Annotated in this window: 12 protein-coding genes; 11 read left to right on the forward strand and 1 reads right to left on the reverse strand. The window is 58.0% G+C overall.

Translation table 11 applies throughout. The annotated features are described in order from the left end of the window. Nucleotides 1-30 precede the first annotated feature (30 nt). From AC1XYH_RS17215 to AC1XYH_RS17260, 10 genes are all read left to right on the forward strand, one after another. Entirely contained in the window at nucleotides 31-888 is an 858-nt protein-coding gene (locus AC1XYH_RS17215; RefSeq protein WP_483324339.1) for a DMT family transporter, read from the forward strand. Nucleotides 889-1,534: 646 nt separating this feature from the next. After that, on the forward strand, nucleotides 1,535-2,158 hold the full coding sequence (locus AC1XYH_RS17220; protein WP_483324340.1) for a hypothetical protein: 624 nt from the start codon (nucleotides 1,535-1,537) through the stop codon (nucleotides 2,156-2,158). A 234-nt stretch (nucleotides 2,159-2,392) separates the two neighbouring features. After that, nucleotides 2,393-2,932, forward strand: a complete 540-nt coding sequence (locus AC1XYH_RS17225) for a hypothetical protein (RefSeq protein WP_483324341.1) — start codon at nucleotides 2,393-2,395, stop codon at nucleotides 2,930-2,932. A gap of 161 nt (nucleotides 2,933-3,093) precedes the next feature. Continuing rightward, a complete protein-coding gene (locus AC1XYH_RS17230) occupies nucleotides 3,094-3,471 on the forward strand; it encodes a MerR family transcriptional regulator (RefSeq protein ID WP_483324342.1) in 378 nt (125 codons plus the stop codon). 54 nt (nucleotides 3,472-3,525) lie between these two features. Further along, on the forward strand, nucleotides 3,526-4,689 hold the full coding sequence (locus AC1XYH_RS17235; RefSeq protein WP_483324343.1) for an isovaleryl-CoA dehydrogenase: 1,164 nt from the start codon (nucleotides 3,526-3,528) through the stop codon (nucleotides 4,687-4,689). A 21-nt stretch (nucleotides 4,690-4,710) separates the two neighbouring features. Further along, nucleotides 4,711-6,318, forward strand: a complete 1,608-nt coding sequence (locus AC1XYH_RS17240) for a carboxyl transferase domain-containing protein (RefSeq protein WP_483324344.1) — start codon at nucleotides 4,711-4,713, stop codon at nucleotides 6,316-6,318. Between the two features lie 149 nt (nucleotides 6,319-6,467). Then, nucleotides 6,468-7,268, forward strand: a complete 801-nt coding sequence (locus tag AC1XYH_RS17245; protein ID WP_483324345.1) for a gamma-carboxygeranoyl-CoA hydratase — start codon at nucleotides 6,468-6,470, stop codon at nucleotides 7,266-7,268. A 16-nt stretch (nucleotides 7,269-7,284) separates the two neighbouring features. Continuing rightward, a complete protein-coding gene (locus tag AC1XYH_RS17250; RefSeq protein WP_483324346.1) occupies nucleotides 7,285-9,225 on the forward strand; it encodes an acetyl/propionyl/methylcrotonyl-CoA carboxylase subunit alpha in 1,941 nt (646 codons plus the stop codon). Continuing rightward, entirely contained in the window at nucleotides 9,222-10,130 is a 909-nt protein-coding gene (locus AC1XYH_RS17255) for a hydroxymethylglutaryl-CoA lyase (protein WP_483324347.1), read from the forward strand. The genes AC1XYH_RS17250 and AC1XYH_RS17255 overlap by 4 nt, the downstream gene beginning before the upstream one ends. Next, a complete protein-coding gene (locus AC1XYH_RS17260) occupies nucleotides 10,127-12,223 on the forward strand; it encodes an acetoacetate--CoA ligase (RefSeq protein WP_483324348.1) in 2,097 nt (698 codons plus the stop codon). The genes AC1XYH_RS17255 and AC1XYH_RS17260 overlap by 4 nt, the downstream gene beginning before the upstream one ends. A 156-nt stretch (nucleotides 12,224-12,379) precedes the next feature. Here AC1XYH_RS17260 and dkgB read toward each other — a convergent pair whose 3' ends face one another. Beyond that, nucleotides 12,380-13,204 carry a 2,5-didehydrogluconate reductase DkgB gene (gene dkgB / locus AC1XYH_RS17265; RefSeq protein ID WP_483324349.1) on the reverse strand — a complete coding sequence of 275 codons (825 nt, stop codon included), beginning with the start codon at nucleotides 13,202-13,204 and terminating at the stop codon, nucleotides 12,380-12,382. A 327-nt stretch (nucleotides 13,205-13,531) separates the two neighbouring features. Between dkgB and AC1XYH_RS17270 the strand changes: the two genes are divergently transcribed. Further along, a complete protein-coding gene (locus tag AC1XYH_RS17270; protein ID WP_483324350.1) occupies nucleotides 13,532-14,572 on the forward strand; it encodes an NAD(P)H-dependent flavin oxidoreductase in 1,041 nt (346 codons plus the stop codon). The last annotated feature ends 22 nt before the right edge of the window (nucleotides 14,573-14,594 follow it).

The raw sequence follows: 14,594 nt of genomic DNA on the forward strand, positions 1-14,594 counted from the left end.
TGCAGATCTGTGTTTTGACAGGTGATTGTCATGCAATTCAAACAACTGAACTGGGCCGCCATCGGCCCGACCGTGCTCTTTGTGCTGCTCTGGAGTGCGGGTGCGATCTTCTCTAAATGGGGGCTGGAACACGCCTCTGCCTTTGCTTTTCTGCTGCTGCGCTTTGCCCTCGCCTGCGTGGCCTTAGGCTTGCTGGCCGTTTACCGCCGCCGCTGGTTACCGCAGCCGGGCAGCTTCCGGCAGGTAGCGCTGGTGGGGGTGCTGATGACCGGCGGTTACACCATCTTCTACCTGCTCTCGCTCGACGCCGGGCTAACCCCTGGTGTGCTGGCAACCGTGCTTGGGGTGCAACCCATCCTGACGTTGATGCTGCTGGAGCGGCGCGCGAGCGTGTTGCGTGTGGCTGGGCTGTTGCTGGCGTTGGGCGGTCTGACGCTGGTGGTGCTCGATAGTCTGCTGGCGGCACGCTTCTCTATGCTGGGCATTGGTCTGTCGTTGGCGGCGCTCTTGTGTATCACGGTGGGGTCGATCTTCCAGAAGGGTATTCAGCAGTCGCCCATGGATGTGCTGCCGTTGCAGTACGCCGTGGGTTTGTTGATGTGCGCGCTAGTGGCGCCCTTTCAGCCGTTCGAGGTGGAGTGGTCTGTTGGCTTTGTTGTGCCGCTGTTTTACATGGGCGTGTTGATTTCGGTGGGTGCGACCTTGCTGCTGTATCGGCTGATTCGGATGGGCAATTTGGTTAACGTGACCAGTTTGTTTTATTTGATGCCGGGTACTACGGCGTTGTTGGATTATCTGTTTTTGGGTAATCGGATGGCGGTTGGGAGTTTGGTGGGGATGGGGTTGATTGTGGTGGGGTTGGTTTTGGTTTTTCGGCAGAGGGTGTGATGTTGTGCGCCTGACAGTACTGATCGCTCCCACGCTCTGCGTGGGAGCGTAGCCCCGGACGCTCTGCGTCCATACCCACGCTCTGCAACGTCAGAACCTGATCGTTCCCATGCTCCTGCGTGGGGACGTACGCCGCAGTAGGTTGATTTGATCAGCCTTTCGCCTTGATGGCGAGTCGGGGGAAATGCTTGGCCATTTCCCCCAACACCCCCTAGGCCACCCCAACTGCGCGGCCCTTCGGGTTCGCTGCGTTGCTCGGTCTGGCGGGGGCACTCGCAAACTCGCTTCGCTCAGACAACGCGAGCACCTTTATCCCGCCAGCCCTGCGCTACTCGCCCGTGCAGACGGGGGAGTGGGATCCGTGTAGTGGTTATCTTCTTGATGTCATGCCGCCAACACATTCGGATTCACCCTAAAAATCAGGCTTGGCAAAAGTGTTGGTTGATAGCAATATCGACTCACTGCATTTCGCAGACCTTACCTTGATGGCATGGATGCTCTACACCCGTTTTGCTTCTACTTTTTTTTCCGACCCGGTTGCCTGGGCGTAATAGCGCGCGGATGTCTGACGCATGGCGAATTCATACATTGGGTAACAGGGTTGATTAATGTTCTTAACGTAAGCCTGAGTGTTTAATGGTGACAAATGAAAATAATAATAACGGCTGTCTGTTTTGCAGTTCTTCTATCTGGGTGTATGACGCGCTCGTTGTTTGAGAATCGCGAATACAAGGAGAATATCTCCTCGATCCTAGTAACCGCAGATGGCAGTAAGCTGGTGTTTGTCAGCGATGACTATCACTATATTTTCCAAGCTCCCAAATTACTTACCGACACCTTCGGTGCGCCTTTCTACCGATCAGTGCAGGCGAATTTCGATCAGTTCTACGTATCCCGCTCCGATACTGTGACAGGAAGCTTTGATCTCATTGTTCCTGTCTCTGCGCCTGATGGTGATAGACAGGCAGCATCTGCGGCCGGATTCGCATGCAAACGCATTGGTGAACGAGAGCTCTGCCGAGCTACAGTTGAGATGCAGGGTAAGCGGTACGCGGCCAGTGCAACTCTTCCTGTCGGCAGAAACCATTTGCTGAATAAAAGCTATCTTGTGTACGTATCAGCGGATGAAGGTGCTGGCGCCAAAGCCCTGCTCACGCCGCTTACCGTTGCGGCTGATGGAGCGATTCTGATTGGAGGACTCGGGCTGACTGTGGTCAGCGTCACGGGGTTGAGTGTGGTGTGTGCGAGCGAACCAAATGGATGCAAATAGCCAATTGCTCAATCGGGACTGTCAGATTTTTGTGTTCGGGCCGGTTAGGCCATAACGGATGGGGGAGTCAGATGAAAATTAATTGCGCAGAAAGTTTATCTGAACCCGGTTTTCGTATAAATGCCGTCGGATGAAAGTGGCGACTCAATCTAGCGAGTATTTTGATGTAGTGCTGCGCACGTCTTCAGACGTGCTTAGTATGTAACCCAATCAACTTTAATGAGAAATCAAAAAATGAAAATAATCATAATTATAGTTGCTTTCTTCTGTGCGCAAGCTTACTCACAGGAGAATGCATCACCTGATAATGTAATGTCCTCCTATGCTCGTGCGGTTAATGCTTGGGATGTGGACAGCATGAGCGACCTCATGCATCCCGACGAGCTTAAACGCCTGCGTGAAGCCTTTAATAACGCATTTTCCGGCGACAAAAGTGAATCCGCTCGTGCAGCGTTATTACCTTTGCTTTCCGCTAAAACATATAGCGAATTTCAGAATTTAAGTGATAGAGAAGTATACAGGCGAATGGTTGAGTACATTGAAAAGTTATCTCCAGAACTATTAACCGTGATGGCAAGCGCTAAATATGAGATCACAGGCCAACAGCAAAGCAACGACGAAGTGATAGTGCTGTATAGGCTAACAATGAATGTTGAGGGTCAATCTATTTCACAAGACGCTGTTCAGCGAGTTAAGCAGCATGAAGGTAGTTGGTATTTGATGCTACCACCAGAGAGTGAAGCTACTATTGCGGGCATTGACGCTCAATTCTAATTTGCGAAATTGGGGTCCGATGAACATTAGTCGCGCAAAAATTTTCATCTAACCTTTATTTTCCATCAGTTTTACTCACTGCAGATCCCGCTTCCCGCTTGACGCGCCAGCGTTACCAGCTTACCTTTACGTTAACGTAAAGCAGTCATCTAAGACGACCCATGACCCAGACCTACAGCATTTCCGACCTCGCCCGTGAGCTGGATATCACCACGCGGGCGATTCGTTTTTATGAGGAGCAGGACATGCTCTGCCCTGAGCGGCGGGGGTTGGAGCGGGTTTATTGCGCTAAGGACAAGGTGACGCTGAAGCTGATTTTGCGTGGTAAGCGCATTGGCTTTTCGTTGGCTGAGTGCAAGGAGTTGATCGAACTGTACGATCCCAGTCACGGCAATCAGAAGCAGCTGGAAACCTTTATGCAGAAGATCGCTGAGCGGCGTACGCAGTTGGCGCAGCAGTTGCTAGATATTGAACAGATGCAAATTGAATTGGATACCGCCGAGGAGCGGTGTCGTACGGCGTTGGCGCAGACGCGGTAAGCCAACTTTCTTGATCCTAAGCGCACCAACAAAAATAAAACAGCAGGTGGAATCATGCATTATCCGTCGCTTAACTTCGGTCTTGGCGAGACCATCGAGATGCTGCGCGATCAAGCGCGTAGTTTTGTGGCTGCTGAACTGGCGCCGCGTGCGGCTGAGATCGACCGGGACAATCAGTTTCCGGCGGAGTTGTGGCGGCGCTTTGGTGATCTGGGTTTGCTCGGTATTACCGTGGCTGAAGAGTACGGCGGTTCGGGTTTGGGCTATCTGGCGCATGTGATCGCCATGGAAGAAATCAGCCGGGGGTCGGCTTCGGTAGGCCTTTCTTACGGTGCGCATTCCAATCTTTGCGTTAATCAGATTCATCGCAACGGTAACGCTGAGCAGAAGGCGAAGTACTTGCCCAAACTGGTCAGCGGCGAGCATGTGGGCGCGCTGGCGATGAGTGAGCCGAATGCGGGCTCAGATGTGGTCAGCATGAAGCTGCGCGCGGATAAGCGCGGCGACCATTACCTGCTCAACGGCAACAAGATGTGGATCACCAACGGGCCGGACGCTAACGTTTATGTGATTTACGCCAAGACCGAGCCGGAAAAAGGCGCGCACGGCATGACGGCTTTTATCGTCGAGCGCGATTCTCCTGGTTTCTCGCGTAGCCCCAAACTCGACAAGCTGGGCATGCGCGGTTCAAACACCTGCGAGCTGGTGTTCGATAACGTCGAAGTGCCGGCGGAGAATATTCTCGGTGCGCTGAATGGCGGCGTTAAGGTGCTGATGAGCGGGCTGGATTACGAGCGCGTGGTGCTCTCCGGTGGCCCGACCGGGATTATGCAGAGCTGTATGGACGTGGTGGTGCCCTATATCCACGACCGTCAGCAGTTTGGCCAGAGCATCGGCGAGTTTCAGCTGATCCAGGGCAAGGTGGCCGATATGTATACCCAGTTGAACGCCAGCCGCGCCTATCTTTACGCCGTGGCGCAAGCCTGCGACCGCGGCGAAACCACCCGCAAGGACGCCGCCGGGGTCATCCTCTACACCGCTGAAGCGGCCACCCGCATGGCGCTCGACGCCATTCAGATTCTTGGCGGCAACGGTTACATCAACGATTACCCCACCGGCCGACTGTTGCGCGACGCCAAGCTGTATGAAATTGGTGCGGGCACCAGCGAGATTCGGCGGATGCTGATTGGGCGGGAGCTGTTCAATGAAACGCGCTAGCCGTCTCATGGGAGTGCTTGCATGAGCGTATTAACCACTCAACTCAATGTTCACTCGCCGGAGTTTGTCGCCAACATTGATGCCATGCGCACCCTGGTCACTGACTTGCGTGAGCTGCTCGCCCGTATCGCCGAGGGCGGTGGTGAGGCGGCGCAGGCGCGGCATTTGGCGCGTGGCAAGTTGCTGCCACGCCAGCGGGTTGATGCGTTGCTGGATGCGGGCTCGGCCTTTCTGGAGGTCGGTCAGCTAACGGCCCATGAGGTTTACGGTGAAGCGGTGCCAGCGGCGGGTGTGATTGCCGGTATCGGGCGAGTCGAGGGTGTGGAGTGCATGATCGTCGCCAACGATGCGACCGTGAAAGGTGGCTCTTACTATCCACTTAGTGTGAAGAAGCACCTGCGCGCGCAAACCATCGCGCAGCAGAATCGCTTGCCCTGTATTTATCTGGTGGATTCCGGCGGCGCCAACCTGCCTCGCCAGGACGAGGTATTCCCGGATCGCGAGCACTTTGGGCGCATCTTCTTCAATCAGGCCAACATGAGCGCGCAGGGCATTCCGCAGATCGCGGTAGTGATGGGCTCATGCACTGCCGGTGGCGCTTATGTGCCGGCGATGGCCGATGAAGCCATCATGGTGCGCGAGCAGGCGACCATCTTTCTGGCTGGCCCGCCCTTGGTGAAGGCCGCAACCGGTGAGGTGGTCAGTGCTGAGGATTTGGGCGGCGCTGATGTGCATTGCCGCACCTCGGGCGTGGCCGATCATTACGCCGAGAACGACGAGCATGCGCTGGCGCTAGCGCGCCGCTGTATCGCTAATCTGAATTGGCGCAAGCAGGGCGAGCTGAACCTGCGCGAACCGATTGCACCGCGTTATCCGGCAGACGAGCTGTACGGCATCATCCCCGCTGATGCCAAGCAGCCATTCGATGTGCGTGAAGTGATCGCCCGCTTGGTGGACGACAGCGCCTTTGATGAATTCAAGGCGCTATACGGCACTACCCTGGTGTGTGGCTTTGCGCATTTGCACGGCTACCCGGTGGCGATCCTGGCCAACAACGGCATCCTTTTTGCCGAGTCGGCGCAGAAGGGCGCGCATTTTATCGAGCTGGCTTGCCAGCGCGGTATCCCGCTGCTGTTTCTACAAAACATCACCGGCTTTATGGTCGGGCAAAAATACGAGGCCGGGGGTATCGCCAAGCACGGCGCGAAACTGGTCACTGCTGTGGCGTGCGCACAGGTGCCTAAATTTACAGTGATCATTGGCGGTAGCTTTGGTGCGGGTAACTACGGCATGTGTGGTCGCGCTTACGATCCGCGTTTTTTATGGATGTGGCCGAATGCACGTATCTCGGTGATGGGCGGCGAGCAAGCAGCGGGTGTGTTGGTACAGGTTAAACAGGAGCAAGCCGAGCGCAGCGGCGAGACCTTCAGTGCCGAGCAGGCCAGCGCTCTGCGCCAACCTATCCTCGATCAGTACGAGCAACAGGGCCATCCCTATTACTCCAGCGCGCGCCTTTGGGACGACGGGGTAATCGATCCCGCGCAGACGCGGGACATTCTCGGTCTGGCGATTTCCGCGGCCCTGAATGCGCCGATTGCGCAGACGCGGTTCGGGGTATTTCGGATGTAACGGCGCGCGTAACCGCGCCAACCGGGCGCGTATTGTTAGAAGCTGAGAGTCGCCCGTGCATAACAAACCAACGGTGTGCCGTTAAACATGCCAATCTCCGGCCTGCGACGTCCAGCTTAGTATCGCCACCCTTCATCGAGACAAAGATCATGACCGATTACCAGACCATAGAACTTGAGTTCAGCGACACCGGCATTGCCACCCTTTGGCTCAACCGGCCAGACAAGAACAACGCGTTTAATGCCGAGATGATCAACGAGCTGTTGCAAGCCATTGATGCGGTCGAGGCGGAGCCGGGTGTGCGTTTTATGATGCTGCGCGGCCGGGGCAAGCACTTCTCCGCAGGGGCGGATCTCGGCTGGATGCGCGACTGCGCGGCGCTGGATTACAACGCCAACCTTAACGATGCCCGCGAGTTGGCGCAGGTGATGGCTAGCCTGGCGCAGCTCAAGCTGCCCACCTTGGCTGTGGTGCATGGCGCGGCTTTTGGTGGCGCGCTGGGTTTGATCAGCTGCTGCGATATGGCAATAGGTTCAGTGGAGGCCACGTTCTGCTTGTCCGAAGTGCGCATTGGTTTGGTGCCAGCGGTCATCAGCCCCTACGTTGTGCAAGCCATGGGCTCGCGTGCGGTGCGTCGTTTTGCACTCACGGCGGAGCGTTTTCATGGCGAGCGCGCGCGCGAATTGGGGCTGCTGGCCGAATGTTATCCGGCGGCTGAGTTGGAAGATGAATTAGTGCAATGGATCGACCGTTTGCTGCAAAACGGCCCGCAGGCCATGCGTGCGACCAAGGTGCTGCTGCAAGAAGTAAAAAATGGCGACATGTCGCCCCCGCTGCGCCGCTATACCGAATCGGCGATTGCGCGTATTCGAGTTACCCCTGAGGGGCAGGAAGGGCTAAGCGCCTTTTTGGAAAAGCGTGATCCGGCCTGGCTGCCGAAGAGCCGTTGAGTTACCGATAACAATAATGATGGATACCCAGATGATCGATTCCCTGCTGATTGCCAACCGTGGCGAAATTGCCTGCCGCATCATGCGTACTGCCCGTGAGTTGGGTATCGCCACAGTGGCGGTACACAGCGAGATCGACCGTCACGCTCGGCACGTACGCGAGGCAGATCGGGCCGTTAATCTGGGCGGTGCCAAGCCGGGTGACAGCTACCTGCGCATCGATCGGCTGATTCAGGCTGCCCACGACAGCGGCGCGCAGGCGATTCATCCTGGCTACGGCTTTCTGTCCGAGAACGCTGATTTTGCCCGCGCCTGCGAGACCGCCGGCCTGATTTTTGTTGGCCCGCCCGCCGCAGCGATTGACGCCATGGGCAGCAAATCGGCGGCCAAGGCCTTGATGCAAGATGCGGGCGTGCCGCTGGTGCCGGGTTACCACGGCGCCGATCAGCAGCTAGAGACGTTCCGCGTGGAAGCCGAGCGCATTGGCTACCCGGTGCTGCTCAAAGCCAGCGCTGGCGGCGGTGGTAAAGGCATGAAAGTGGTTGAGAGCGAAGCGCAGCTGGCTGATGCTTTGGCCTCGGCGCAGCGTGAAGCGCAAGCGGCCTTTGGCGACGCGCGCATGCTGGTGGAAAAGTACGTGCTCAAGCCACGCCACGTGGAAATTCAGGTCTTCGCCGACAGTCACGGCAATGCGGTGTATTTGCACGAACGCGATTGCTCGATTCAGCGCCGCCACCAGAAGGTCGTGGAAGAGGCACCCGCACCGGGATTATCAGCTGAACTGCGCCGAGCCATGGGTGAGACAGCGGTCAAGGCTGCGCAAGCGATAGGTTACGTCGGCGCCGGGACCGTAGAATTTTTGCTCGATGCGCGGGGCGAATTCTTCTTCATGGAGATGAATACCCGGTTGCAGGTTGAGCACCCCGTCACCGAGGCGATCACCGGGCAGGATCTGGTTGCCTGGCAGCTGCGCGTGGCGCAAGGTGCGGCTTTGCCGCTGGCCCAACAGGATATTCCGCTAAACGGCCACGCCATTGAGGTGCGGCTGTACGCGGAAGATCCCGAGCAAGATTTCTTGCCCGCCAGTGGCCATCTGACGCTGTATCGTGAACCCGCCGCAGGTGCCGGTCGGCGCGTCGACAGCGGCGTGAGTGAGGGCGATGAAGTGTCGGCCTTTTACGACCCCATGCTGGCCAAGCTGATAGCCTGGGGCGAAGACCGCGAGACCGCGCGTCGCCGCCTGCTGGCCATGCTGGATGAACAATTGATTGGTGGCCTGCGCAGCAACCTGGCGTTTCTGAAACGCGTATTGGCGCACCCGGCATTTGCCGCCGCCGAGCTGGATACCGGTTTTATCGAACGTTACGCTGATGCCTTGCTGCCACCCCCCGTTGCGCTGGCAGACGCTTTTTGGGCACTGGCCGCGCGAGCCTGGTTGCTGACTGATCCTGCTGCTGCGCGCAGCGACGATCCGCACTCGCCCTGGGCGCCCAACAACGCGTTGCGCCTCGGCATGCCGAGTGCGCAGACAGTGCACCTGCGCTGTGAACAAGAGACCCGGCGAGCCCTGCCGGTTGAAGGCGCTGTGCTGCAAGCTGAACAGATACTGTGGCAAGGTCGGCGCTATCCCTTGCAACGGCGTGGCGAACGGCTGTTTCTTGGTTGGGACGGGCAATTGCGCGAGATAAGCCGCGTGGATCCCATTAGCGCCGCTCAAGCTGCGCACGCGCCGCAGGGCGGCCTGACTGCACCGATGAACGGCAGTATCGTGCGCGTTGCCGTGAAGGTGGGTGACGAGGTGGCGGCGGGCACCTTGCTGGTGGTGCTTGAGGCGATGAAAATGGAGCACAGTATTCGTGCCCCGCAGGCGGGAAAAGTGCTGGCACTGGGGTGCGCCGAAGGTGATCTGGTCGACGAGGGCCGGGTGCTGATCGAATTGCAGGAGTTAAGTGAATGACAATGCCGCAGCAGGTACGCCTGGTCGAAGTGGGCCCACGTGATGGCTTACAGAACGAGAAACAACCCATCAGCGTGGCCGACAAGGTACGGCTGGTCGATGATCTGAGCGCGGCGGGCCTGAGCTACATTGAAGTAGGCAGCTTCGTTTCGCCCAAGTGGGTGCCGCAGATGGCGGGCTCGGCCGAGGTCTTTGCCGGTATCCAGCAGCGCTCTGGCGTGACTTACGCGGCGCTGGCGCCCAACCTGAAAGGCTTTGAAGCGGCGTTGGCTGCTGGCGTGCAGGAAGTCGCCGTATTTGCTGCTGCCTCCGAGGCTTTCTCGCAAAAAAACATCAACTGCTCGATTGCCGAGAGCCTGCAACGTTTTGAGCCGTTGATGGCGGCGGCGCAGGAGCATGGCGTCAAGGTGCGCGGTTATATTTCTTGTGTGCTGGGGTGCCCCTACGACGGTGACGTATCGCCGGAGCAAGTGGCTGCGATTGCCCGCGAGCTACTCGACAGTGGCTGCTATGAAGTCTCCCTCGGTGACACCATCGGCGTCGGCACCGCTGGCGAAACCCGTCGTCTTTTCGACGTGGTAGGGCGTGATATACCGCGCAGCCAATTGGCCGGGCATTTTCACGATACCTACGGCCAGGCGCTGGCCAATATTCACGCCAGCCTGCTTGAGGGCATCAGCGTGTTCGACAGCTCGGTGGCCGGGCTGGGTGGCTGCCCTTATGCGAAGGGCGCGACCGGCAACGTAGCCACCGAAGATGTGCTCTACCTGCTCAATGGGCTGGGTATCGATACGGGCATCGACATGGCTGCGTTGGTGCAGTCTGGGCAGCATATCTGCAACGTGCTGGGTAAAAGCAATGGCTCGCGGGTCGCACGGGCTTTGTTGACCAAGGCTGCACAATGAACCAGCCGCTCTGGACGCCTTCAGCCGCACGGATCGCTGCCACGCGGATGGATGCCTTTCGCCGGTTGGTCAACACCCAGCACGGTCTGCAGCTAGCGGATTACGCTGAGCTGCATAACTGGAGCATTGAACAGCGCGCGCTCTTTTGGCAGGCCATCGCCGATTACTTTTCTGTTGGTTTTCACTCCCAGGCGGATAAGGTGCTGGAAGAAGGCGCACAGATGCCGGATGCCCGCTGGTTTCCCGGCGCCACCCTCAACTTCGCCGAGCATTTGCTGCGCCGCCGTGATGATCATCCGGCGCTGGTTGCGGTGAGCGAAGACGGTCACCGTGAGCAGCTGAGTTACCGCGAGCTAGCCGCGCATGTGGCTGGATTGCAGCGCCATTTGCAGGCCTTGGGCGTGCAACCCGGCGATCGCGTGGCGGCGTTGATGCCCAACACCTGGCAAACCATTGTGGGTATGTTGGCGACCACCAGTTTGGGGGCGATCTGGTCTTCCTGTTCGCCGGATTTCGGCACCCAGGGCGTGATCGACCGCTTTGGGCAAATCCGCCCCAAGGTACTGATCGCGTGCAGCGGGTATCGCTATGCCGGAAAGCAGTTGGATCTAAGCGCCAAGCTGGGCGAAATCCTGCCGCAGTTGGACGGTTTACAACAGTTGATTCTGGTGCCTTACGGCGGCATAACAGCGCGTTCAACGGAGTTTGAATCCGTTGTTTCGACGGTCAACTGGGACGTGGCCTGTCAGCCCGGCGGCGAGCCGCAGTTTACCTCCCTGCCCTTCGCTCACCCGCTTTACATCCTGTATTCCAGCGGCACCACCGGCGTGCCCAAATGTATAGTGCACGGAGCTGGCGGCACCCTGCTGCAGCATCTGAAAGAACACGGCCTGCATACCGACCTGCACCCCGAAGACACCCTTTTTTACTTCACCACCTGCGGCTGGATGATGTGGAACTGGTTGGTCTCCGGGCTGGCGCTGGGCGCCACTTTGGTGTTTTACGACGGCTCACCTTTTCATCCCGCGCCTGAGCGTTTGATTGACCTGATTGACGCGGAAAATATCAGTATTTTCGGCACCAGCGCCAAGTATCTGGCCGCGCTGGAGAAGGCGGGAGTAAATCCGGCGGAGAGTCATCGGCTGAGCCGCCTCAAAGCCCTGCTCTCGACCGGCTCACCGCTGGCGCATGAGGGCTTTGATTACGTCTACCGCTGCTTCAAGCCGGACCTCTGCCTGTCGTCCATTTCTGGCGGCACCGATATCGTCTCCTGCTTCGCTCTCGGTAACCCGACCCTGCCGGTGTGGCGTGGTGAGTTACAGAGCAAGGGGCTGGGTATGGCGGTTGAGGTGTGGGATGACGAAGGGCAACCTATTAGCAGTAGCAGGTCTTTGAAAAGCGTAGGCGAGGCAGCCAGCGCAAGGCAAAAGCAGGCGAAGAAGCGCAATTTACGTGGTGTAAATGAGCATTCTGAGCCTGTTTTTAACGCCGCGATGGCAACGCAGGTAGGTTTTCGAGGGCCTACTAAAGGCGAGCTGGTCTGCACTCGCCACTTTCCGTCCATGCCGCTGGGGTTCTGGGATGATGAAGACGGCAGCCGTTTTCGCGCTGCTTATTTCGAGCGTTTTCCCGGCGTTTGGGCGCACGGCGATTACGCCGAAGAGACGGCCCACGGTGGCCTGATCATTCACGGTCGCTCAGATGCCGTACTCAATCCCGGCGGCGTGCGCATAGGCACAGCGGAAATCTATCGGCAGGTGGAAAAGGTCGAAACTGTGCTGGAATCGTTGGCCATCGGGCAACAATGGCACGACGATGTACGCGTGGTGCTCTTTGTGCGGCTGCGTGATGGAGTGCTGTTGGATGATGATTTGTCAGCCGAGATACGGCAAGTAATCCGCAGCAATGCCACGCCGCGTCACGTACCCGCAAAGATTATCGCCGTAGCAGATATCCCCCGCACGCTGAGCGGCAAAATAGTTGAATTGGCGGTGCGCAACGTAGTGCATGGCCAGCCGGTTAAAAACACCGATGCGCTGGCCAATCCTGAGGCGCTGGAGCTGTTTAGGGATTTGCCAGCATTGGCTGAATAACGCTCGTTTCCCGGAACATCGATTTTCATTTTCACCAGCAGCGTCAAACGCCCCACCGATGGCCGGGATGGACCCCGGCCTTCCATCACCCGACCAGCGGCCTCAAACGCACCACTAGTGGCGCGGACTAAACCCAGCCTCCCGCAAGCCAACAGCTCAATCCCAATCAGGCGCAAAATCCGGATCGGCAATACGCTCGCCGGCATCCAGCTCGCGGATAAAGTGCAGGTCATCGGCGGTGAGCTGTACGCGATCTGCTTCCAGGTTACTCTCCAGATGCAGCCGTTTAGTGGAGGACGGAATCACTGCGATGCCTTGCAGCATCAGCCAAGCCATCACTACCTGCGGTGGCGTGGCGCCATGCTCTTCGGCGATGCGGTCCAGGGTTTTGTCCTTCATTACTTTTCCAACTGCCAATGGCATATAAGCGGTCAGATGCAGCCCCTCTTCGCGGGCAAACTCAATCATCTTGCGGTTCTGCAGGAAGGGGTGAATCTCAACCTGATTGGTGGCGATGTTATCCAGCCCAACCAGTTCGCAAGCCTCCTGGAGCTGATCAATAGTAAAGTTGGATACCCCGGTCAGGCGCGTCATACCTTGCTCACGGGCCTTCATCAATTCACCCAGATATTCCTGCATCGGCACTTTGCCGCCGGGTGAGGGCCAGTGGATCAAGGTCATGTCGACCTGATTGAGCTGCAGCTTATCGAGGCTCTCTCGCAGGCTGGGGATCAATTTTTCCTGGGTGAAGTTGTCAGTCCAGATCTTGGTGGTCACAAACAACTCGCTGCGCGGCACGCCGCTGTCGGCGATGGCGCGGCCCACGTCCTGTTCGTTGCCGTAGATCTGGGCCGTGTCTATGTGCCGGTAACCCAGTTCCAGCGCGGTACTGACCGCGTTGTAAGCGTCGTCGCCCTTGAGGCGAAAGGTGCCCATGCCAATCGGGGGGATGCTGCTGTTCTCGCCTGTCGTGTTTATCATGATTTCCTCTCGATCATCGAATATAAGCGTTGGACTCTGTGCTCGCTGGGCTCCGGTTGAGTTCTGAGTTAATACCGGGGGCGGTAGCAAACATCAGCGCCGGCGGTGTCGCCAGCGCGAGAAAACAAGGTTCAGAAGAAGCCCTGCGTTATGTGCTTTCCACTTCAATCGTTACATCCATAGACCAACGTACCCCGCCGGATAGTTCCCCACGCAGAAGACGCAGGTACTCGAAAGATCTGAGCGTGGTGGGTTCCTCAGTGGTGTGCGAGGGTCTACCATCGGCATCGTCGAGTATTCCCCTATACACGTGAAAGGAGCGGTCTAATGCGACTCGAAAATCTGTTGGGTACCAACTTACCGTTGGTTCAGGCACCGATGGCCGGCGTGCAGAACAGTGCGCTGGCGTTGGCTGTTTGCCGTGCGGGCGGCTTGGGCTCACTACCCTGTGCGATGTTGAGCGCTGAAGTCTTGCATGACGAGTTGGTGGTGCTCAGCGAGCAGGCTGAAGGTCCCTGGAATCTCAACTTCTTTGCCCATCGCAACCCGCCAGCGGATGATGCGCGTGAGCAACAATGGCGCAACGCCTTGGCGCCTTTTTACGCAGAATTTGATCTGGATATCGACGCTATTCAGGCGGGCGCTGGGCGGCGGCCCTTTGATCTGGAGACCCTGGAGCTGATCGCTCCGTTCAGCCCGCCGGTAGTGAGCTTTCACTTTGGTTTGCCTGAAGCTGCGATTATCGAGCGCATCAAGGCTTGGGGCGGTAAGGTGCTGTCCACAGCCACTACGCTGGCTGAAGGCAAATGGCTGCAGGCGCATGGCGCTGATGCGGTGATTGCGCAAGGGCTGGAAGCCGGTGGCCATCGAGGGCAGTTTCTTAGCGCGGACCTGAGTTTGCAGATGGGGACTTTTGCCCTGCTGCCGCAGCTGGTGGCGGCGCTGGATATTCCGGTGATTGCCGCTGGTGGCATTGCGGATGCGAACGGCGTAGCTGCGGCTATGGCGCTTGGGGCGGCGGGTGTGCAGATGGGTACGGTTTACCTGCTCTGCCCTGAGGCAACTACGACCGAGCTGCACCGGGCCGCGCTCAAGAGTGAGGCCGCACAGCATACCGCGTTAACTAATGTGTTTTCGGGTGGCCCGGCGCGCGGCATTGTTAACCGTGCGATACGCGAGTTAGGTCCGCTGAGCGAGCTGGCGCCGTTGTTTCCGCTTGCAGGTACGGCCATGGCCCCGCTGCGTGCTGCAAACGAAAAGACGGGCAGTGGCGACTTTTCTCCGCTGTGGTCAGGGCAAAATAATAGTGGCTGCAAAGCCATATCTGCTTTCGACTTAACGCGGGAGTTAGCTGCGAAAATAGGCTGAAAAGTGACAATCACGCGTTAGA

Source organism: Pseudomonas sp. GW-45, assembly GCF_056896675.1.

Coding starts and splice junctions, on each gene's coding strand:
- AC1XYH_RS17215 (WP_483324339.1), top strand. CDS start 31: ATGCAATTCAAACAACTGAACTGGGCCGCCATCGGCCCGACCGTGCTC.
- AC1XYH_RS17220 (WP_483324340.1), top strand. CDS start 1,535: ATGAAAATAATAATAACGGCTGTCTGTTTTGCAGTTCTTCTATCTGGG.
- AC1XYH_RS17225 (WP_483324341.1), top strand. CDS start 2,393: ATGAAAATAATCATAATTATAGTTGCTTTCTTCTGTGCGCAAGCTTAC.
- AC1XYH_RS17230 (WP_483324342.1), top strand. CDS start 3,094: ATGACCCAGACCTACAGCATTTCCGACCTCGCCCGTGAGCTGGATATC.
- AC1XYH_RS17235 (WP_483324343.1), top strand. CDS start 3,526: ATGCATTATCCGTCGCTTAACTTCGGTCTTGGCGAGACCATCGAGATG.
- AC1XYH_RS17240 (WP_483324344.1), top strand. CDS start 4,711: ATGAGCGTATTAACCACTCAACTCAATGTTCACTCGCCGGAGTTTGTC.
- AC1XYH_RS17245 (WP_483324345.1), top strand. CDS start 6,468: ATGACCGATTACCAGACCATAGAACTTGAGTTCAGCGACACCGGCATT.
- AC1XYH_RS17250 (WP_483324346.1), top strand. CDS start 7,285: ATGATGGATACCCAGATGATCGATTCCCTGCTGATTGCCAACCGTGGC.
- AC1XYH_RS17255 (WP_483324347.1), top strand. CDS start 9,222: ATGACAATGCCGCAGCAGGTACGCCTGGTCGAAGTGGGCCCACGTGAT.
- AC1XYH_RS17260 (WP_483324348.1), top strand. CDS start 10,127: ATGAACCAGCCGCTCTGGACGCCTTCAGCCGCACGGATCGCTGCCACG.
- dkgB (WP_483324349.1), bottom strand. CDS start 13,204: ATGATAAACACGACAGGCGAGAACAGCAGCATCCCCCCGATTGGCATG.
- AC1XYH_RS17270 (WP_483324350.1), top strand. CDS start 13,532: ATGCGACTCGAAAATCTGTTGGGTACCAACTTACCGTTGGTTCAGGCA.